Raw genomic sequence first — 20,364 nt, forward strand, 5'->3', positions numbered from 1 at the left:
AAGTACCAGCTCACCCCCCGCGACTGGGACGCCGCCCAGCGCGAGGGACGCACCATCGCCCCCCTCATCACCCGCCTCAACACCATCCGGCGAGAGAACCCGGCCCTGCGGCAGCTGCGCGATCTGCACTTCCACCACGCGGACAAGGAGGAGGTGATCGTGTACTCGAAGCGGCAGGGATCGAACACGGTTCTGGTCGTCGTCAACCTCGATCCCCACCACACCCAGGAGGCCACGGTCTCGTTGGACATGCCGCAACTCGGCCTGGACTGGCACGAGTCGGTGCCGGTGCGCGACGAGCTCACCGGTGAGACCTACCACTGGGGCAGGGCCAATTATGTGCGCCTCGAGCCGGGCCGTACGCCCGCGCATGTCTGCACGGTTCTGCGACCGTCCACCCCGCAGATCGGAGGGTCCCCCACAACATGATCGTCAACGAGCCCGTACCGGACACCTTCGAGGACACCCCGGCCAAGGACCGCGACCCGGACTGGTTCAAGCGAGCCGTCTTCTACGAGGTCCTCGTCCGCTCCTTCCAGGACAGCAACGGCGACGGCGTCGGCGACCTCAAGGGCCTCACCGCCAAACTGGACTACCTGCAATGGCTGGGCGTGGACTGCCTGTGGCTGCCGCCCTTCTTCAAGTCACCGCTCAGGGACGGCGGGTACGACGTCTCCGACTACACGGCCGTGCTGCCCGAGTTCGGCGACCTGGCCGACTTCGTGGAGTTCGTCGACGCCGCCCACCAGCGCGGCATGCGCGTGATCATCGACTTCGTCATGAACCACACCAGCGACCAGCACCCGTGGTTCCAGGAGTCGCGCAAGAACCCCGACGGCCCGTACGGCGACTACTACGTCTGGGCCGACGACGACAAGCAGTTCCAGGACGCGCGGATCATCTTCGTGGACACGGAGGCGTCGAACTGGACGTACGACCCGGTCCGCAAGCAGTACTTCTGGCACCGCTTCTTCTCCCACCAGCCGGACCTGAACTACGAGAACCCGGCCGTGCAGGAGGAGATGATCTCGGCCCTGAAGTTCTGGCTGGACCTGGGCATCGACGGGTTCCGGCTGGACGCCGTGCCGTACCTGTACCAGCAGGAGGGCACCAACTGCGAGAACCTCCCGGCCACGCACGCCTTCCTGAAGCGGGTGCGCAAGGAGATCGACGCGCAGTACCCGGACACGGTGCTGCTGGCCGAGGCCAACCAGTGGCCGGAGGACGTCGTCGACTACTTCGGCGATTATCCGAGCGGCGGCGACGAGTGCCACATGGCGTTCCACTTCCCGGTGATGCCGCGGATCTTCATGGCGGTCAGGAGGGAGTCGCGCTACCCGGTCTCGGAGATCCTGGCGAAGACCCCGGCGATCCCGTCGGGCTGCCAGTGGGGCATCTTCCTGCGCAACCACGACGAGCTGACCCTGGAGATGGTCACCGACGAGGAACGCGACTACATGTGGGCCGAGTACGCCAAGGACCCGCGGATGCGCGCCAACATCGGCATCCGGCGGCGCCTGGCCCCGCTCCTCGACAACGACCGCAACCAGATCGAGTTGTTCACGGCCCTGCTGCTGTCCCTGCCCGGCTCGCCGATCCTGTACTACGGCGACGAGATCGGCATGGGCGACAACATCTGGCTCGGCGACCGCGACGCGGTGCGCACGCCGATGCAGTGGACCCCGGACCGCAACGCGGGCTTCTCGTCGTCGGACCCGGGCCGGCTGTTCCTGCCGACGATCATGGACCCGGTCTACGGCTACCAGGTGACGAACGTCGAGGCGTCGATGGCCTCGCCGTCCTCGCTGCTGCACTGGACCCGCCGCATGATCGAGATCCGAAAGCAGAACGTGGCGTTCGGCCTGGGCTCCTACACCGAGCTGCCCTCGTCCAACCCCGCCGTGCTGGCCTTTCTGCGCGAGCACGAGGACGACCTGGTGCTGTGCGTGCACAACTTCTCCCGGTTCGCACAGCCCACCGAGCTCGATCTGAGCGCCTTCGAGGGACGCCACCCCGTCGAGCTGTTCGGCGGGGTCCGTTTCCCGGCGGTCGGGGAGCTGCCGTACCTGCTGACCCTCGCGGGGCACGGCTTCTACTGGTTCCGGCTCCGCAAGGACGCCGCCTAGCCCAGACCCAGGGCGGGTCGGTTTCCACCGCCCCGCCCTGGGCACGCATCACTCACACCCCGTCGACCCGGGGAAAGGACGCGACGCCATGTCGGAAGCCGTCATACGCACCGTCACGAGCCCGCCCGGACTCCTTGCGTCCCTGGACCCGCTGCTGCGGGAATGGTTGCCGCGGCAGCGCTGGTTCGCGGGCAAGGGGCGCCCGGTCACCGGGTTCTCGCTGGTCGCGGCCACCGAGCTGCTGCCGGCCGACGCCCGTCTCGGCCTCTACCACGTGCTGGTGCGCGCCCACCAGCCGCTCGTGCCGGCCCTCGGCACCCCCGAGCGGCCGGGCGACTGCTACCAACTCCTGATAGGGGCGCGCGAGGCGCTGCCGCCCCGGCTGGCGCCCGCCCTGATCGGCCACGTCACCGAGGGCCCGCTGGCCGGACGCACCGTCTACGACGCCCTCCACGACACCCGGCCCGCCGAGGTGCTCCTGGAGGCGCTGCGCACCCGGGCCCGCGTGGGCGGGCTCCGCTTCGAGCGCGACCCGGACCAGGAGATACGCACCGGACTCGTGCCGCGCCTGATGACCGCCGAGCAGTCGAACTCGTCGGTCGTGTACGGGGATACGTTCATTCTCAAGGTGCTGCGCCGGATCGTGCCCGGGACCAACCCCGATCTGGAGCTGCCGCTGGCGCTGGCCCGCGCGGGCTGCCCCCGGGTGCCGGCGCCCACGGGCTGGATGGTGGCGGACCTGGCCGGGCAGACCTGGGTGCTGGGCGTGCTCCAGCCGTATGTGCAGGGCGCGACCGACGGCTGGGAGCTGGCCCTGCGCGAACTGGCCAAGGGCGAGGACTTCGCCGCCGAGGCGCGGGCGCTGGGCCGGGCCACCGCCGAGGTGCACACCGCGCTGGCCCGCGCACTGCCGACGGTCACGCTGGGTCACAGTCGGCTGCGGCCCCTGGTCGACGGCATGATCGCGCGGCTGGAGGAGGCCGTCCACACGGTGCCGGCCCTGCTGCCGTACGCGCCCGGGCTGCGCACGGCGTTCACGGCCCTGGCCGATCTGGCCGACGAGGGCCGCACCTGGACCGCGCAGCGCGTCCACGGCGACCTGCACCTCGGACAGTGCCTGCGGTCCCCCTCCGGACGGTGGTCGCTGATCGACTTCGAGGGCGAGCCCGCGAAACCGCTGGCCGAGCGGCGCATGCCGCAGCCGGCGGTGCGGGACGTCGCGGGGATGCTGCGCTCCTTCGACTACGCGGCGCACTCCGTCGGCGTCCCGGCGCCCGGCTGGGCCGAGACCTGCCGCGCCGCGTACTGCACCGGGTACGCGGAGGCCGGTGGCTTCGACCCGCGCACCGACCCCGTGCTGCTGCGCGCCTACGAGACGGACAAGGCCGTCTACGAGGTGGTGTACGAGGCCCGGCACCGCCCCGACTGGCTCCCGGTGCCCCTGTCCGCGGTGCGCCGCCTGGCCGTGCCCGACCGGCCCGGCGTCACCTCCTGACCCCGTTTCCCGCCCGCTCTTCGCCTAGGAGGCTCCACCCGTGACCCCCCGCCCCCCGTCCAGCGGTCCGGATCCGAAGAAGACGGCCGAGGAGAAGAGCGCGAAGAAGGCGGCCGCCGAGAGGACGCCCGCGCAGAAGGCGGTGAAGAAGACGGCGAAGACGCCTGCCAAGAAGGCGGCGGCGAAGAAGACGGCGACGAGGAAGGCGGTGGCCGAGAAGACGGCCGCGGAGAAGGCGCCTGCCAGGAAGGGGGTCGCGAAGACGACGGCCACCGGGAAATCCGTGACCAGGAAGACGGCCGCGGCCAGGAAAGCGCCGGCGGTGAAGAAGACCGTCGCGAAGAAGACGCCCGCGCCCAGGAGGGCTCCCGCCGGGGCGGCTCCCGCCCCCGCCGCTCCCGTCGAGGTGCCCGCCCCCCTCGCGCCGGCCGCCGGCGACCGGGAACGGCTGCTGGCCGGTACGCACCACGACCCGCACTCCGTGCTCGGCGCCCACCCGGTGCCCGGCGGAATCGCCGTCCGGGTGTTCCGGCCGTACGCCCTCGCCGTGACCGTCCTGGCCGGGGAGTTGCGCGCCGAGCTGCACCACGACGGGGACGGCTTCTTCTCGGGTCTGCTGCCGCTCGACGAGGTCCCCGCCTACCGGCTCCTCGTCGCCTACGAGGGGACGGTCCAGGAGACCGAGGACCCGTACCGCTTCCTGCCCACGCTGGGCGACCTGGACCTGCACCTGATCGGCGAGGGCCGGCACGAGCAGCTGTGGCAGGCGCTCGGCGCGCACCCGACGACCCACCAGGGGGTGTCCGGCACCCGCTTCGCGGTGTGGGCGCCGAACGCGCGCGGGGTGCGGGTGGCCGGCGGCTTCAACTTCTGGGACGGCACCGGCCACCCCATGCGGTCGCTCGGCGGGACCGGGGTGTGGGAGGTGTTCCTGCCCGGCATCGGCCCGGGCGAGCTGTACAAGTTCGAGATCACCCGGCCCGACGGCTCGCGCACCTTCCGCGCCGACCCGCTGGCCCGCCGCACCGAGGTGCCACCGGCGACGTCCTCCGTCGTGTACGCCTCGGACTACACCTGGGGCGACGACGCGTGGCTGGCCTCGCGCGCCGGGGCGCCCGCGCACGAGGCGCCCCTGTCGGTGTACGAGGTCCACCTGCCGTCCTGGCGGCCGGGACTGACGTACCGCGAGCTGGCGGACCAACTGCCCGCGTACGTCAAGGACCTGGGCTTCACGCACGTCGAGCTGATGCCGGTCGCCGAGCACCCCTTCGGCGGCTCGTGGGGCTACCAGGTCACCGGCTTCTACGCGCCCACGGCCCGCCTCGGCGAGCCCGACGACTTCAAGTACCTGGTCGACCGGCTGCACCAGGCCGGCATCGGCGTGCTGATGGACTGGGTGCCGGCGCACTTCCCGCGTGACGACTGGGCGCTGGCCGAGTTCGACGGGCGTCCGCTGTACGAGCACTCCGATCCGCTGCGGGCCGCGCACCCGGACTGGGGAACGCTGGAGTTCGACTTCGGGCGCCGCGAGGTGCGCAACTTCCTGGTCGCCAACGCCGTGTACTGGTGCGAGGAGTTCCACATCGACGGGCTGCGCGTGGACGCGGTCGCCTCGATGCTGTACCTGGACTACTCGCGCGAGCCGGGGCAGTGGACGCCCAACGAGCACGGCGGCCGGGAGAACCTGGACGCGGTGGCGTTCCTGCAGGAGATGAACGCGACGGTGTACCGGCGGGTGCCGGGTGTCGTGACGATCGCCGAGGAGTCCACGGCCTGGGACGGGGTCACGCGGGCCACGCACCACAAGGGGCCCAGCGGCTTCGGCGGGCTCGGGTTCGGGCTGAAGTGGAACATGGGCTGGATGCACGACTCGCTGGAGTACATGAGCCACGACCCGGTGCACCGCAAGTACCACCACGGCGAGATGACCTTCTCCATGGTGTACGCGTACAGCGAGAACTACGTGCTGCCGATATCGCACGACGAGGTGGTGCACGGCAAGAGGTCGCTGGTGTCGAAGATGCCGGGCGACTGGTGGCAGCAACGGGCGAACGAGCGGGCGTACCTGGGCTTCATGTGGGCGCACCCCGGCAAGCAGCTGCTGTTCATGGGGCAGGAGTTCGCGCAGGGCGCCGAGTGGTCCGAGGAGCGCGGCCCCGACTGGTGGCTGCTCGATCCGCGGTACGGGGCGGCGGCCGACCACCGGGGCGTGCTGGACCTGGTGCGCGATCTCAACACCGTGTACCGGGACACTCCGGCGCTGTGGCAGCGGGACACCCACCCCGCCGGTTTCTCGTGGATCGTCGGGGACGCCGCCGAGGACAACGTCCTGGCGTTCCTGCGGTGCGACGCGGACGGCGCCCCGCTGCTGGCGGTGTCGAACTTCGCGCCGGTCGTCCGCCCCGACTACCGCCTCGGCGTCCCCGACGAGGTGCCCGCCTGGCACGAGGTGCTCAACACCGACGCCGCCCGCTACGGCGGGAGCGACGTGGGCAACCCCGGCCCGGTCAAGCCGGAGCCGCAGGGGTGGCACGGCCGCCCGGCGAGCATCCGGCTGACCCTGCCGCCCCTGGCGACGGTGTGGCTGCGCCCGGCCTGACGCTCAGGCCGCGTCCGCCAGGCCCTTCGGCAGCGGCTCGGTGTGCAGGACGCCGAGCCGCTGGGTGGCGCGGGTGAGGGCCACGTAGAGGTCGCTCGTGCCGTAGCGGCCGGGCTCGACGACCAGGACGGAGTCGAACTCCAGGCCCTTGGACTGGCGGGGGTCGAGGAGGACGACGGACCGGGTCAGGTCCGGCTCGGCGCCCGCCGTGACGCCGTCCAGCCGGGCGGCGAGCCGCTCGTGCAGGGCGCGCGGGGCGATGACGGCGAGGCGGCCCTCCTCGGGGGTCAGCTCCCGGGCGGCCTCGGCGACGGCGGCCGGGAGGTCGTCGGCGGCGCGGATCCAGGGGCGTACGCCCGTGGAGCGCACCGAGCTGGGCGGGGCGAACTCCGGGTCCTCGGCGCGGACGACGGCCGCCGCCAGCTCCATGATCTCGGCCGGGGTGCGGTAGTTGACGCCGAGGCGGGTGTGCTCCCAGCGGTCCTCCACGTAGGGGGCGAGGATCTTCGACCAGGAGCCGACGCCGGCCGCCTCGGCGGTCTGCGCCGGGTCGCCGACCAGGGTCATGGAGCGGGTCGGGCAGCGGCGCATCAGCAGCCGCCACGCCATCGGGGACAGCTCCTGCGCCTCGTCGACGATGATGTGCCCGAACGCCCAGGTGCGGTCGGCGGCGGCGCGCTCGGCGGCGCTGCGGTGGTCCTCCTCCTCCTGGCGCTCGGCGAAGCGCTCGGCGTCGATGATGTCGTGCGCGAGCAGGACCTCGGCCTCCTCCTCGTCCTTGTCCTCGAACTCGTACGTCCGGGAGGCGTACGACACGTCGAGCACGCCCTGCGCGTAGGCGATCTGCTCCGCCCGCTCGCGTTCGGCGCGGGTACGGGCGATCCGGTCGTCCACGCCGAGCAGTTCGGCCGCCTCGTCCAGCAGGGGCACGTCCGCCACGGTCCAGTGCCGGGTCACCGGGCGGCGCACGGCGGCGGCGTCCTCGGCGGGCAGGAAGTCCTCCGGCGCGGCGAGGAGGTCGGCGACCAGGCGCTGCGGGGTGAGCCGGGGCCACAGCTGGTCCACGGCGGCCCAGACCTCGGGGTTCTCGGCGAGTTCGTCGCGGATCTGGGTGATGTCGCTGGGGTCGAGGAGGTTGGAGCCGTCGTAGGGGTCGGTGCCGATGCGTTCGGCGACCATGTCGGTGAGGGTGTTGAGGATGTGGCCCTCGAAGTGCTCGCGGGCCACGTTGTGGGGCAGCCCGGTGGCGCGGGTGCGTTCGCGGGCGACGCTGACCAGGTCGTCGTCGAGCATGAGGACCTCGCGGTCGTGCTCGATCGCGATGACCGGGTCGGGCAGCGCCTGCCGGGCGCGGACCGCCTCGGCGAGGACGTCGGCCATGTCGGCCCGGCCCTTCACCGCGGCCGCCTCGGGGGTGTCCGTCGCGGTGGCCTTCACGCCGGGGAACAGCTCGCCGACGGTGGCGAGAAGCACCCCGGTCTCGCCCAGGGAGGGCAGTACCTCGCCGATGTAGCCGAGGAACGCCGGGTTGGGGCCGACGATGAGGACGGCGCGCTTGGCGAGCAGTTCGCGGTGCTCGTAGAGCAGGTAGGCGGCGCGGTGCAGGGCGACGGCGGTCTTGCCGGTGCCGGGGCCGCCCTCGACGACCAGCACGCCGCGGTGCGGGGCGCGGATGATGCGGTCCTGGTCGGCCTGGATGGTCTGCACGATGTCGCCCATGCGGCCGGTGCGCGCGGAGTTCAGCGCGGCGAGCAGCACGGCGTCGCCCGACGGGTCCTCGTGGCCGGTGCGCGTCTCGTCGCCGAGGTCGAGGATCTCGTCGTGCAGGGCGGTGACGCGGCGGCCCTCGCTCGCGATGTGCCGGCGGCGGCGCAGGCCCATCGGGGTGTGGCCGGTCGCCAGGTAGAAGGGGCGGGCGACGTCGGCCCGCCAGTCGATCAGGACCGGGGTGCGTTCGGCGTCGTCGGCGCGCAGGCCGATGCGGCCGATGTGGTGGCTCTCCCCGGAGGCGAGGTCGATCCGGCCGAAGCACAGGGAGCCGTCCACCGCGTTGAGCGCGGCGAGCAGCCCGGAGCGCTCGGCGACCAGGATGTCCCGCTCCAGTCTGGCCTGCATGGGGGTGTTGCCCTGCGCGAGCGCGTCCGTGACCGAGACCTCGGTGTCGCCGCGCAGCGCGTCCACGCGTGCGTACAGCCCGTCGATGAATTCCTGTTCCTGCCGCAATTCATCGTCCGGAAATTCGGTGTTTGACAATGTCACTCCCGCCCGCATATACTGTGCTCAGTGAACTTCTTCGTGACGCCCTTTTTCTGAAGTCACGAATCATCGAATATACGCAAAGAAATCCCCCGAGCGCAATCGCTCGGGGGATTTCTTTTTGTCGGCGGCGACCGGCCGACGGCGGCTACAGCACGTCCGCCAGCTCCTGCAGCAGCCGCCGCTTGGGCCGGGCGCCCACCATCGCCTTCACCGGCTCACCGTCCCGGAACACCATGAACGTCGGCATCGACAGCACCTTGTAGGCGTTGGTCGTCTCCGGATTCGCGTCGACGTTCAGCTGGACCACCCGGAGCCGGCCGGCCTCCTCCTCGGCCAGGGCGGCGAGCACCGGGGCCATCTGCCGGCACGGCGGGCACCAGTCCGCGGTGAACTCCACCAGTACCGGCAGCCCCGCCCCGATGACCTCCTCCGCGAAATTCGCGTCGGTCACCTCCGGCACACCACTCGCTGCGCTCACAGTCCTCGCCCTCCCAGTTCGCACTCCGGTTCCGGGCCCCCCGGAACCAGCGCCTCGGTGGCCAGCCCGTCCCGCGCCGCCTCCGCGCGCGCCAGCTGGTCCGCGACCGTCGCCCGCACGCCCCGCAGCTCGCCGATCAGGGCGTCCAGCTCCGCCAGCTTGCGGCGGTAGACCGCGAGCGACGCCGGGCACGAGTCGCCCTCCGCGTGACCGGCCCGCAGACACTCCACGAAGGGCCGGGTCTCCTCCAGGTCGAACCCGACGTCGCGCAGCGTCCTGATCTGCTCCAGCAGCTTCACGTCGCGCTCGTCGTAGGTCCGGTACCCGTGGGCGTCCCGCCGCGCGGGCAGCAGCCCGCGTGACTCGTAGTACCGCAGCGTCCGCGTCGTGGTCCCGGCGCGTGCGGCCAGCTCACCGATTCGCATGCGGACGAACGTAAGCCTTGACGCGGACGTCAAGGCAAGGAGGCAGGGGAGGAAAAGGGGGAGAAGAAAGGGAAGGAAAGGGCCGGGCGGCTGAGCAACGGGGGGAGCCCTCAGCCGCCCGGGGTCTTGGGGGACCGGCGTCAGGCCTTCGCCAGTTCCTTGTCGCCGCCCTGCTCGGGCAGGTGCGCCGGGGCCTCGCCGCCGCCGTGGCCGTCGTCCAGGAGCGTCGTCTCGTCGAACGGCACCCGCCCGGCGAGCACCTCGTCCACGCGGGCCTTGTCGATCTCCTTCGTCCAGGTGCCGACCAGCACCGTGGCGATGGCGTTGCCCGCGAAGTTGGTCAGGGCGCGGGCCTCGCTCATGAAGCGGTCGATGCCGACGATCAGGCCGATGCCGTCCACCAGGGCGGGCTTGTGCGACTGGAGGCCGCCGGCCAGGGTCGCGAGACCGGCACCGGTGACACCGGCGGCGCCCTTGGAGGCGACGAACAGGAAGAGCAGCAGCGGGATCTGCTCGCCGATCGACATCGGCGTCCCCATGGCGTCGGCGATGAACAGCGAGGCCATGGTCATGTAGATCATGGTGCCGTCGAGGTTGAAGGAGTAGCCGGTCGGGACGGTGATGCCGACCACCGGCTTGCTGACGCCCAGGTGCTCCATCTTCGCGATGAGCCGCGGCAGCGCGGACTCGGAGGAGGACGTGGACAGGATCAGCAGGAACTCGCGGCCCAGGTACTTGAAGAGCGAGAAGACGTTGACGCCGGCGACGACGCGCAGCAGGGCGCCCAGCACCACGACAACGAACAGGACGCAGGTGACGTAGAAGCCGAGCATCAGCACGGCCAGGCTCTTGAGGGCGTCGACGCCCGCCGAGCCGGTGACCGCGGCCATGGCGCCGAAGGCACCGACCGGGGCGGCCCACATGATCATCGCCAGGACGCGGAAGACCAGGCGCTGGATGTGCTCGACGCCGCGCAGGACCGGCCGGCCGGCGTCGCCCATGGCCTGCAGGGCGAAGCCGCACAGCAGCGCGATCAGCAGGGTCTGGAGGACCTCGCCCTCGGTGAACGCGGAGACGATCGTGGTCGGGATGATGCCGAGCAGGAACTCGGTGGTGTCCTTGGCCTCGGCGTCGACCTGCGCGTGGCCGGTCTCCTTGACGGCGTCGGTGACCGCCAGCCCCGTGCCCGGGTCGAGGATGTTGCCGACGAGCAGGCCGATGGCGAGCGCCACCAGCGACATCACCATGAAGTAGGCGAGCGCGATGCCGCCCACCGCGCCGACCTTCGCGGCCTTGCGCACCGAGCCGATGCCCAGCACGATCGTGCAGAAGATGATCGGCGAGATCATCATCTTGATCAGGTTCACGAAGCCGGTGCCGATCGGCTTCAGCTCCACCGCGAAGTCGGGCGCGATCAGACCGACGGCGATACCGAGGGCGACCGCCACGATCACCGCGATGTAGAGGTAGTGCGTGCGGTCCCGCTTGACCTTGGGTGCGGCAGGTGCCGTATCGGCTGCGCTGCTCACGGCGGCCCTCCTTGACGACGTCGTCGGCATCACCGGCGTGCGGCTCACGTCCGGGCGGTTCGGCTGGGGATGCGGTGACTATCTCCCACCCTGTGAGCGCGGTCACCCTTGCGTTCATTTAGTTCACAATCAGCCAGGAGAGAGACTGGCCGCATGCGCCTCAGCGTCCCGAGACCCCGCAGCCTGGCCGGCCAGCTCTTCGCGATGCAGGCCGTGCTCATCGCGGTCGTCGTCGCCGGGTACGCGCTGTTCACCTACCTCGGCGACCGGGGGCAGGCCGAGGAGGCCGCGGGCCGTCAGGCCAGGTCGGTGGCGCTGTCGATCGCCGACTCGCCGTCCGTGGTGGAGGCCGTCGGCACCGCGGACCCGACGGCACGGCTCCAGCCGTACGCGGTGCGCGTCATGCGGGACACCGACGTCGACTTCGTCACGATCATGACCCCGCAGGGGATCCGCTGGACCCATCCCGACCCGCGACAGATCGGCCACCGCTTCCAGGGCCACATCGAGCGCGCGCGGCGCGGCGAGACCTTCACCGAGACCTACACGGGGACGCTGGGCCCGTCGGTCCGGGCGGTCGCACCCGTGCGGGACGACCGCGGGCGGGTCGTCGGCCTGGTCAGCGCCGGGATCAGGGTCGAGGAGATCAGCAAGCGGGCCCAGGAGCAGCTGACGGCCCTGCTCGGCGTCGCGGCCGGTGCCCTGCTGCTCGGCGCGGTCGGCACGTACGTGATCAACGCACGGCTGCGCCGGCACACCCACGGCATGAACGCGGCCGAGCTGAGCCGGATGCACGACTACCATCAGGCGGCGCTGCACGCGGTACGGGAGGGGCTGCTGATGCTGGACTGGCGGTACCGTGTCGCGCTGATCAACGACGGCGGGCGGGAGCTGCTCGGCGTGGGCGGCGACGTGGTCGGCACATCGGTCGCCGACCTGGGCCTGCCGGCGCCGCTGACGGGGGCGCTGCTCGCGTCGGAGCCGCGGGTGGACGAGGTGCACCTGACGGCCGAGCGGGTGCTGGTGGTGAACACCTCGCCGGTCTCGGGCGGTGAGCGCCGGGGCACGGTGGTGACCCTGCGGGACGTCACCGAGCTCCAGTCGCTGATGGGCGAGCTGGACTCGGAGCGCGGCTTCACGCAGGCGCTGCGCTCGCAGGCGCACGAGGCCGCCAACCGGCTGCACACGGTCGTCTCGCTGATCGAACTGGGGCGCGCCGAGGAGGCGGTGGACTTCGCGACGGCCGAACTGGAGCTGGCGCAGGCGCTCACCGACCAGGTGGTGGCGGCGGTGGGCGAGCCGGTGCTGGCCGCGCTGCTGCTGGGCAAGACGGCACAGGCGAACGAGCGGGGAGTGGAACTGGTGGTGTCGCAGGACAGCCGGCTGGACGACGGGCTGCTGCCGCCGTCCCTGCCCGCCCGGGACCTGGTGACGATCCTGGGCAATCTGATCGACAACGCGGTGGACGCGGCCCAGGGCCGGGTGCCCTCGCGGGTGACGGTGGCTGCGTACACGGACACGGACGCCGAGACGGCCGGGGGCGGGGCCGGCTCGGAGCTGGTGCTGCGGGTGTCGGACACCGGCGCGGGCGTCGACCCGGCCCACGCCGGCCTGCTCTTCCGGCGGGGCTTCACGACCAAGCCGGCCGGGCCCGGCGGGCGGGGCCTGGGTCTCGCGCTGGTCCACCAGGCGGTGCACCGGCACGGGGGCACGCTGTCGGTGACGGAGGCCGAGGGGGGCGGCGCCCGCTTCGAGGCACGGCTGCCCCTGGACGCTGTCGGCGCGGGCACGGCACCTCCGACGCCCCTGGCGAGCGGCCCGGCCCCGGCACCGGGAGGCGGCGCGTGAGCCCCGCCCGGGTCTCGGCCGACGGCGTCCCCGCCCGCGGACGCGAGCCCGGGGGCCGTATATGACCGACCAGCAGCCCATCCGGGTCCTCGTCGTCGAGGACGACCCCGTCGCCGCCGACGCGCACGTGATGTACGTCGGGCGGGTGCCGGGGTTCACGGCCGTCGGCACCGCGCACTCCGGCGCGGAGGCGCGACGCCTGCTGGACCGCACGCCGGTCGACCTGCTCCTGCTCGACCTGCACCTGCCGGACGTGCACGGGCTCCAGCTGGCCCGATCGCTGCGGGCGGCCGGGCACCAGGCCGACGTGATAGCGGTGACGTCGGCCCGGGACCTGACGGTCGTGCGGGAGGGGGTGTCGCTGGGCGTCGTCCAGTACGTGCTGAAGCCGTTCACCTTCGCCACCCTGCGGGACCGCCTGGTGCGCTACGCCGAGTTCCGGGGCACCGCCGGGGAGGCGAGCGGCCAGGAGGAGGTGGACCGGGCCCTGGCCACCCTGCGGGCCCCCGGTCCGACGGCACTGCCCAAGGGCCTCAGCGCGCCCACCCTGGAACGGGTGACAGGCACCCTGCGGGGCACGGAGGAGGGCCTCACGGCGGCCGGAGCGGCCGAGGCGGTGGGCATCTCGCGGATCACGGCCCGCCGCTACCTGGAACACCTGGTGGACACCGGCCGGGCCCGGCGGAGCCCGCTGTACGGGCAGGTGGGGCGGCCGGAGCTGGTGTACCGGTGGGTTCGGGTTCGTTGACTCGGGACGCCCGACAGCCTGGCGACCGCCGGCGCCCGGGCGTCGCGTCGTACACCGCGGCTTGACTCTCCAGTGACTGGAGACCGGAGAGTGGACGTCATGAACGGCGCGACGCCCCTCCACTCCATCGGTGAACTGTCGGCCCGTACCGGCGTGCCGGTGCGGACGATCCGGTACTACTCGGACACCGGACTGCTGCCCCCCGCTCACCGCACCCCGGCCGGCTACCGCCGTTACAGCGACGCGGCCCTCGGCCGGCTGCACCTCATCTGCGTCCTGCGGGAGCTGGACGTCGATCTCACCACGGTCCACCGCGTCCTGGACGGTGACCTCTCCGTCGCCGAGGCTGCCGCCGCGCACGCCGCCGCCACCGCCCTCCAGATCCGCGAGCTGCGCCTGCGGCAGAGCATTCTGCACCTCGTCGCCCGGCGCGGAACCAGTCCTGAGGAGACAGTTCTCATGCACCGCCTCGCCCGGCTCACCTCCGACGAACGACGGCGCATGGTGGCCGACTTCGTCGATCGCCTCACTGCCGACACGCCCGGCACCCGCAGCGCGAACGCCGCCCTGCGCGCCGCCCTGCCCGATCTCCCCGACGACCCCTCCGGCGCCCGGCTCGCCGCATGGACGGAGCTCGCCGAACTCATCACCGACGACGGCTTCCGCGCGCGCATGGCGCATGCGGCGCTCCCGCCCTCCGACGAGGACGCCCTGCCGGGCGTGGCTCCCGAGACGGTGGCGAAGCTCATCCCCTTCGTCCGGCAGACCGTCGCCGCCGCCAGGGCGGCGGGCATCGACCCGGCCGGCGATGATGCCGTCCCGATCGTCGACGCCGTCGTGGAGCGCTTCGCCACCGCGCTCGGCCGTCCTGCCGGCCCCGAACTGCGGGAGTGGATGGCCCGGCAGTTCGACGCGGGACACGATCCGCTCGTCGAGCGGTACTGGCGCCTGGTCTGGACCGTCAACGACTGGCAGGTGGTTCCCGGACACCTTCCCTTCCAGCCCTGGCTGACCGAGGCCCTCCGCCGGCCCCGGCCGGACCTTGGCCCGCGCACCGGTTCGGCGTCCGTCTCGCGAGGAAGCAGCGGATGACGCCATGGGCGCGGGCGGAGGCCAGGTCGTGGGTGCGGCCGGGTGTCGCGCGGGAGAACCGTTGTTCACCGAAGGGCTGCTGGGGCTGAAGGCAGGGGTGGCGGCGTCCGAGGAAGCGGTTGAGCAGGTGGCGCCGGGCGGTGTCGTGCCAGTCCCCGTGCTCGCGTCGGCGGCGGCGGGCGTTCGCTCCAGGTGGGGCCTGGAGGTCGGAGCGGATCTCCGGGACTGTGAGGGCCGAAGGCATTCCGCTGCGCCTTGCCGGCCGCTCACCCGGCCCGTGCGGGGACCGGACCGAGCCGCCCACACCCTGGTTCGGGGGGAACGGTACGGCGCCGCACGCCCCCGTAGGTTCGTACGATCCGTATCGCTGGCTGAACAGCCCGTAGTCAAGGCGGCCGGGGCCCCCTACGGTGTGGCGCGTGCGCCGACCCTCACCCCACCCGAACCAGTCGGGTCTCCCGTTCAACGCCCTCGCCGCCCGCCGTCTCCGGGCCGCCCTCGGTATGGGGCCCGAGCACGTCGCCCACGGCATGCGGGTGTCGTACGGGCTGCCGTACGTCACCCCGGACCTCGTCGTCGCCTGGGAACGGGGGCTCGCCTCCCCCGGCAACCCCGAGCTCACGGCCCTCGCGGGCGTGCTGTGGTGCTCGCCCGGTGAGCTGATCGGGCGCCCGCGGACCCTGCGCGAGCACCGCGTCGCCCGGGGGCTCGCCCCGGAGGACGTGGCGCGGGGCGTCGGGCTCGGTCTCGACGCCTATCTGAGGATGGAGGAGAAGGACGACTGGCGCGGCACCGACCGCCAGTCGTCCGCGCTCGCCGACGTGCTCGGCCTGGAGCTGCCCGACCTCGTGACCGTCACGGGCCGCGACGGAAAGCTCGCCGACCTGCTGCGCAGCGCGGTGAACACCCGCTGGCAGGGGTACGTCCGCCCGGTCGCCAAGATCGCCCCGCTGGACCGGCGGGTCCTGGAGCGCGTGCTCCGGGAACTGCACCAGGACTACCAGGGGCACATGGTCGCCACGCTCAGCTGGGGCGGCGGCAGCGGCGGCTCCAGCGCGGCCGGCCGCGACTACCTCGACCGGATCGTGGAGCACTTCTGGGCGGTGGTCCGCAGGCACACCGGGTGAGGCGCGGCCGTCCTGACCGCGCCGGCGACCGGCCGGGGGCCGGCCGGTCGTCCCGCCCCGGCTAGAAGACCGACTCGGCCTCGTCCATCCGGTCCTTCGGCACCGTCTTCAGCTCGGTGACGGCCTCGGCCAGCGGCACCATGACGACGTCCGTGCCGCGCAGCGCGGTCATCCGGCCGAACTCGCCCCGGTGCGCGGCCTCGACCGCGTGCCAGCCGAAGCGGGTGGCGAGCACCCGGTCGTACGCGGTCGGCGTGCCGCCGCGCTGGACGTGACCGAGGATGACCGGCTTGGCCTCCTTGCCGAGCCTGCGCTCCAGCTCGTACGCCAGTGCCGTGCCGATGCCCTGGAAGCGCTCGTGGCCGAACTTGTCGATCGCGCCCTTCTCGTAGTCCATGGTGCCCTCGACGGGGTGGGCGCCCTCGGCGACGCAGACGACGGCGAACTTCTTGCCGCGGGCGAACCGTTCCTCGACCATCTTGACCAGGTCGGCGGGGTCGAAGGGCCGCTCGGGCAGACAGATGCCGTGGGCGCCGGCGGCCATGCCGGACTCGAGGGCGATCCAGCCGGCGTGCCGGCCCATGACCTCGACGACCATCACGCGCTGGTGGGACTCGGCGGTGGTCTTGAGGCGGTCCATCGCCTCCGTCGCCACGCCGACCGCCGTGTCGAAGCCGAAGGTGCGGTCGGTGGAGGAGATGTCGTTGTCGATCGTCTTGGGCACGCCGACCACCGGCAGACCCGCGTCGGACAGCATCCGGGCCGCCGTCAGCGTGCCCTCGCCGCCTATCGGGATCAGCGCGTCGATGCCGAAGCTCTGGATCATGTCGCCCGCGTTCTCGCAGGCCTCGCGGAGCCGGTCGCGCTCCAGCCGGGACGAGCCGAGGATGGTGCCGCCGCGCGCCAGGATGCCGCTGACCGCGTTCAGGTCGAGGGTGCGGTAGCGGCCGTCCAGGAGGCCCGCGTAGCCGTCCTCGAAACCGATGACCTCGTCGTCGTAGTTGTCGACCGCTCGGTGCACGACCGACCGGATCACTGCGTTCAGCCCGGGGCAGTCGCCGCCTGCGGTGAGGACTCCGATACGCATCGTGCTGTGTCTCCTGCTCGCTGTGGACACCGGTGAGCCATTCCGATTCTTTCACGTCCTCAGGGGGACGTCGCTCCCGTACGGGTGGCGCCCCGAACGCCCTCCGGCAGGACTCACTGACGGGCGCCTTATCCGTGGGGAGGGGTACTGTCAAGAGGGTTCTGCTCACCCCGGTGGGTGATCTTTGTGCACGGGGACAGCCGCCGCCGGACAACCGCACCGAGACGAAACGGAGAGCACGCGTGACGCGCAGCGTGTACGTGACCGGTATCGACCGCGGCGACGGCCGCCAGGTCGTCGAGCTGGGGGTCATGGAGCTGCTGACCCGGCAGGTCGACCGGGTCGGCGTCTTCCGTCCCCTGGTCCACGACGGGCCCGACCGGCTCTTCGAGCTGCTGCGCGCCCGCTACCGGCTCTCCCAGGACCCCGCGACGGTCTACGGCCTGGACTACCGGGAGGCGTCCGCGCTCCAGGCCGAACAGGGCACGGACGAGCTGGTGTCCGCGCTGGTCGAACGGTTCCACCTGGTCGCCCGGGACTACGACGTCGTCCTCGTCCTCGGCACCGACTTCGCCGGCACCCAGCTCCCGGACGAGCTGTCGCTGAACGCGCGGCTCGCCAACGAGTTCGGTGCCTCGGTCCTCCCGGTCGTGGGCGGCCGCAAGCAGACGGCCGAGTCGGTGCTCGCCGAGACGGTCAACGCCTTCCGCGCCTACGACGGGCTGGGCTGCGACGTCCTGGCCATGGTGACCAACCGGGTGGCCCGCGAGGACCGGGACGGGATCGCCGAGCGGCTCGCGAACCGGCTGCCGGTGCCCTGCTGGGTGGTGCCCGACGAGCCCGCGCTGTCGGCGCCGACCGTCTCCCAGATCGCGCACGCCCTCGGCGCGAAGGTGATCCTCGGGGACGACTCGGGGCTCGCCCGCGACGCGCTGGACTTCGTGTTCGGCGGGGCCATGCTGCCCAACCTGCTGAGCGCCCTGACGCCGGGCTGCCTGGTCATCACCCCCGGCGACCGGGCCGACCTGGTGGTCGGCACGCTGGCCGCGCACAGCGCCGGCACCCCGCCGATAGCCGGCCTGCTGCTGACCCTGGACGAGGTGCCGGGCGAGGGCATCCTCACCCTCGCCGCCCGTCTCGCCCCGGGCACGCCGGTGCTCTCGGTGACCGGCAACAGCTTCCCCACCGCCGAGCGGCTGTTCTCCCTGGAGGGCAAGCTGAACGCGGCCACCCCGCGCAAGGCGGAGACCGCCCTCGGCCTGTTCGAGCGGTACGTCGACACCGACGGCCTCAGCAAGCGGGTCTCCGCGCCGAGCAGCGACCGCGTCACCCCGATGATGTTCGAGCACAAGCTGCTGGAGCAGGCCCGCTCGGACCTGCGCCGGGTCGTCCTCCCGGAGGGCACCGAGGAGCGGGTGCTGCACGCGGCGGAGGTGCTGCTGCGCCGGGGCGTGTGCGAGCTGACGCTGCTCGGCGACGTGGAGCAGATCCGCAAGAAGGCCGCCGACCTCGGCATCGACCTCGGCGCCGCCCGGCTGATCGACCCGGCGGTGTCCGAGCTCCGGGACTCCTTCGCCGAGAAGTACGCGGCCCTGCGCGCCCACAAGGGCGTCACCGTGGAGCTGGCGTACGACGTCGTCTCCGACGTGAACTACTTCGGCACGCTGATGGTGCAGGAGGGGCTGGCCGACGGCATGGTGTCGGGGTCGGTGCACTCGACGGCGGCGACCATCCGGCCGGCCTTCGAGATCATCAAGACGAAGCCGGAGGCGTCGATCGTCTCCTCCGTCTTCTTCATGTGCCTGGCCGACAAGGTCCTCGTCTACGGCGACTGCGCGGTCAACCCGGACCCGGACGCCGAGCAGCTCGCCGACATCGCGACCCAGTCGGCGGCCACGGCGGCGCGGTTCGGGGTGGATCCGCGGATCGCCATGCTGTCGTACTCGACCGGCACCTCCGGTTCCGGCGCGGACGTCGACAAGGTGCGCGCGGCGACCGAGCTGGTCCGCTCGCGCCGCCCCGACCTGAGGATCGAGGGACCGATCCAGTACGACGCCGCCGTCGAGCCGTCGGTCGCCGCGACCAAGCTGCCCGGCTCCGAGGTCGCCGGGCAGGCCACCGTGCTGATCTTCCCCGACCTGAACACCGGCAACAACACGTACAAGGCCGTGCAGCGCTCGGCCGGCGCCGTCGCCGTCGGCCCGGTCCTGCAGGGCCTGCGCAAGCCGGTCAACGACCTGTCCCGGGGCGCGCTCGTCCAGGACATCGTCAACACCGTCGCCATCACGGCGATCCAGGCCCAGCAGTCCCCGAGCGAGAAGGTGTCCGACCTGTGAGCGCGACTCGAGTCCTCGTCCTCAACTCCGGCTCCTCGTCGGTGAAGTACCAGCTGCTGGACATGCGCGACCGCAGCCGGCTGGCGGTGGGACTGGTCGAGCGGATCGGCGAGCGGACCTCCCGGCTGAAGCACACCCGTGTGGCCGACGGTGACACCCGTGAGCAGAACGGGCCGATCGCCGACCACGAGGCCGCCCTGAAGGCGGTCGCCGCGGAACTGGCCCGGGACGGTCTGGGCCTGGACTCCCCGGAGCTGACCGCGATCGGGCACCGGGTGGTGCACGGCGGCGTCTTCTTCACCGAGCCCACCCTCGTCGACGACTCCGTGCTCACGGAGATCGAGCGGCTGGTCCCGGTGGCGCCGCTGCACAACCCGGCCAACCTCACCGGCATCCGCACCGCCCGGGCGCTCCGTCCCGACCTGCCCCAGGTGGCGGTCTTCGACACGGCGTTCCACACGACGATCCCGGAGTCCGCGGCGCGTTACGCGATCGACCCGAAGATCGCCGACCGGCACCGCGTCCGCCGCTACGGCTTCCACGGCACCTCGCACGCGTACGTCTCCCGGGAGACGGCGCGCCTGCTGGGCAAGGACCCGTCGGAGGTCAACGTCATCGTGCTCCACCTCGGCAACGGGGCCTCGGCCTCGGCGGTCGAGGGCGGCCGGTGCGTGGACACGTCCATGGGGATGACGCCTTTGGAGGGACTGGTGATGGGTACGCGGTCGGGAGACCTGGACCCGGCGGTCATCTTCCATTTGGAGCGCGTTGGCGGAATGTCCACGGACGAGATCGACACTCTCCTCAACAAGAGGAGCGGCCTGTTCGGGCTGTGCGGCGACAACGACATGCGGGAGATCCGGCGCCGGATCGACGCGGGGGACGAAGAGGCGCGGCTCGCCTTCGACATCTACATTCACCGGTTGAAGAAGTACATCGGCGCCTATTACGCCGTTCTCGGACGGGTGGACGCGGTCGCCTTCACGGCCGGGGTCGGGGAGAACGCGGCGCCGGTGCGGGAGGCCGCCGTGGCGGGCCTGGAGGGACTGGGCCTGGCGGTCGACGCGGACCTGAACGCCGCGCGCGGCGACGGGGCGCGGCTGATCTCGCCCGCGTCCGCGCGGGTGGCGGTGGCCGTGGTGCCGACCGACGAGGAAATGGAGATCGCGACACAGACCTACGCGCTGGTAAATGAATCAGGGAATCTCACCTGAG

General features: G+C 72.2%; 15 protein-coding genes and 1 pseudogene. 10 read left to right on the forward strand and 6 right to left on the reverse strand.

Annotated features, from left to right (window positions below):
* The 4 genes from ACIRFH_RS33330 to glgB form a co-directional block, all read left to right on the forward strand.
* A partial coding sequence (locus ACIRFH_RS33330) for a DUF3459 domain-containing protein (RefSeq protein ID WP_403529246.1) occupies positions 1-429 on the forward strand: 429 nt, incomplete at its 5' end.
* Positions 426-2,126 (forward strand): maltose alpha-D-glucosyltransferase, encoded by a 1,701-nt coding sequence (treS, locus tag ACIRFH_RS33335; protein WP_403529249.1) that lies wholly within the window; start codon positions 426-428, stop codon positions 2,124-2,126. The genes ACIRFH_RS33330 and treS, both read left to right, overlap by 4 nt.
* 88 nt (positions 2,127-2,214) lie before the next feature.
* Complete coding sequence (locus ACIRFH_RS33340) at positions 2,215-3,621, forward strand: phosphotransferase (RefSeq protein WP_403529252.1); 1,407 nt, start codon at positions 2,215-2,217, stop codon at positions 3,619-3,621.
* Positions 3,622-3,661: 40 nt separating this feature from the next.
* A complete protein-coding gene (gene glgB, locus ACIRFH_RS33345; RefSeq protein WP_403529255.1) occupies positions 3,662-6,220 on the forward strand; it encodes a 1,4-alpha-glucan branching enzyme in 2,559 nt (852 codons plus the stop codon).
* 3 nt (positions 6,221-6,223) lie between these two features.
* On the opposite strand, the gene ACIRFH_RS33350 is transcribed toward glgB, so the two are convergent.
* The 4 genes from ACIRFH_RS33350 to ACIRFH_RS33365 all read right to left on the reverse strand — a co-directional run bounded on the left by ACIRFH_RS33350 (position 6,224) and on the right by ACIRFH_RS33365 (position 10,911).
* Positions 6,224-8,491, reverse strand: coding sequence for a HelD family protein (locus ACIRFH_RS33350; protein WP_403529258.1), 2,268 nt, complete (start codon positions 8,489-8,491; stop codon positions 6,224-6,226).
* 133 nt (positions 8,492-8,624) lie between these two features.
* Positions 8,625-8,939 (reverse strand): thioredoxin, encoded by a 315-nt coding sequence (gene trxA, locus ACIRFH_RS33355; RefSeq protein WP_403529341.1) that lies wholly within the window; start codon positions 8,937-8,939, stop codon positions 8,625-8,627.
* 14 nt (positions 8,940-8,953) lie between these two features.
* Positions 8,954-9,382: a MerR family transcriptional regulator gene (locus ACIRFH_RS33360; protein ID WP_403529260.1), complete on the reverse strand. Its 429-nt coding sequence runs from the start codon at positions 9,380-9,382 to the stop codon at positions 8,954-8,956.
* A gap of 140 nt (positions 9,383-9,522) precedes the next feature.
* Positions 9,523-10,911 (reverse strand): cation:dicarboxylate symporter family transporter, encoded by a 1,389-nt coding sequence (locus ACIRFH_RS33365; protein ID WP_403529263.1) that lies wholly within the window; start codon positions 10,909-10,911, stop codon positions 9,523-9,525.
* A 153-nt stretch (positions 10,912-11,064) separates the two neighbouring features.
* On the opposite strand from ACIRFH_RS33365, the gene ACIRFH_RS33370 reads away from it, so the two are divergent.
* The 3 genes from ACIRFH_RS33370 to ACIRFH_RS33380 all read left to right on the forward strand — a co-directional run bounded on the left by ACIRFH_RS33370 (position 11,065) and on the right by ACIRFH_RS33380 (position 14,599).
* Positions 11,065-12,759 carry an ATP-binding protein gene (locus ACIRFH_RS33370; protein ID WP_403529265.1) on the forward strand — a complete coding sequence of 565 codons (1,695 nt, stop codon included), beginning with the start codon at positions 11,065-11,067 and terminating at the stop codon, positions 12,757-12,759.
* A gap of 61 nt (positions 12,760-12,820) precedes the next feature.
* Entirely contained in the window at positions 12,821-13,507 is a 687-nt protein-coding gene (locus ACIRFH_RS33375; protein WP_403529268.1) for a response regulator, read from the forward strand.
* A 99-nt stretch (positions 13,508-13,606) separates the two neighbouring features.
* Entirely contained in the window at positions 13,607-14,599 is a 993-nt protein-coding gene (locus tag ACIRFH_RS33380) for a MerR family transcriptional regulator (RefSeq protein WP_403529271.1), read from the forward strand.
* 58 nt (positions 14,600-14,657) lie between these two features.
* On the opposite strand, the pseudogene ACIRFH_RS33385 reads toward ACIRFH_RS33380, so the two are convergent.
* Positions 14,658-14,804, reverse strand: a pseudogene (locus ACIRFH_RS33385) (IS110 family transposase); the annotation flags it as partial.
* A gap of 205 nt (positions 14,805-15,009) precedes the next feature.
* Here ACIRFH_RS33385 and ACIRFH_RS33390 point away from each other — a divergent pair.
* The gene (locus ACIRFH_RS33390) at positions 15,010-15,726 is read left to right on the forward strand and encodes a helix-turn-helix domain-containing protein (RefSeq protein WP_403529274.1); all 717 of its coding nucleotides are present in this window, start codon (positions 15,010-15,012) and stop codon (positions 15,724-15,726) included.
* A 61-nt stretch (positions 15,727-15,787) separates the two neighbouring features.
* Here the strand turns inward: ACIRFH_RS33390 and ACIRFH_RS33395 are convergent, their stop codons facing one another.
* Positions 15,788-16,813 (reverse strand): ATP-dependent 6-phosphofructokinase, encoded by a 1,026-nt coding sequence (locus tag ACIRFH_RS33395; protein WP_403529277.1) that lies wholly within the window; start codon positions 16,811-16,813, stop codon positions 15,788-15,790.
* 242 nt (positions 16,814-17,055) lie between these two features.
* Between ACIRFH_RS33395 and pta the strand changes: the two genes are divergently transcribed.
* Both pta and ACIRFH_RS33405 read left to right on the forward strand, forming a co-directional pair.
* Positions 17,056-19,149 (forward strand): phosphate acetyltransferase, encoded by a 2,094-nt coding sequence (pta, locus tag ACIRFH_RS33400; protein ID WP_403529279.1) that lies wholly within the window; start codon positions 17,056-17,058, stop codon positions 19,147-19,149.
* The gene (locus ACIRFH_RS33405) at positions 19,146-20,363 is read left to right on the forward strand and encodes an acetate kinase (protein ID WP_403529282.1); all 1,218 of its coding nucleotides are present in this window, start codon (positions 19,146-19,148) and stop codon (positions 20,361-20,363) included. The genes pta and ACIRFH_RS33405 overlap by 4 nt, the downstream gene beginning before the upstream one ends.
* Position 20,364 lies beyond the last annotated feature (1 nt).

Origin of the sequence: Streptomyces sp. NPDC093586 (genome assembly GCF_044764905.1) — a bacterium.
Classification (GTDB): domain Bacteria; phylum Actinomycetota; class Actinomycetes; order Streptomycetales; family Streptomycetaceae; genus Streptomyces.

Coding starts and splice junctions, on each gene's coding strand:
- treS (WP_403529249.1), top strand. CDS start 426: ATGATCGTCAACGAGCCCGTACCGGACACCTTCGAGGACACCCCGGCC.
- ACIRFH_RS33340 (WP_403529252.1), top strand. CDS start 2,215: ATGTCGGAAGCCGTCATACGCACCGTCACGAGCCCGCCCGGACTCCTT.
- ACIRFH_RS33350 (WP_403529258.1), bottom strand. CDS start 8,491: ATGCGGGCGGGAGTGACATTGTCAAACACCGAATTTCCGGACGATGAA.
- ACIRFH_RS33360 (WP_403529260.1), bottom strand. CDS start 9,382: ATGCGAATCGGTGAGCTGGCCGCACGCGCCGGGACCACGACGCGGACG.
- ACIRFH_RS33370 (WP_403529265.1), top strand. CDS start 11,065: ATGCGCCTCAGCGTCCCGAGACCCCGCAGCCTGGCCGGCCAGCTCTTC.
- ACIRFH_RS33375 (WP_403529268.1), top strand. CDS start 12,821: ATGACCGACCAGCAGCCCATCCGGGTCCTCGTCGTCGAGGACGACCCC.
- ACIRFH_RS33380 (WP_403529271.1), top strand. CDS start 13,607: ATGAACGGCGCGACGCCCCTCCACTCCATCGGTGAACTGTCGGCCCGT.
- ACIRFH_RS33395 (WP_403529277.1), bottom strand. CDS start 16,813: ATGCGTATCGGAGTCCTCACCGCAGGCGGCGACTGCCCCGGGCTGAAC.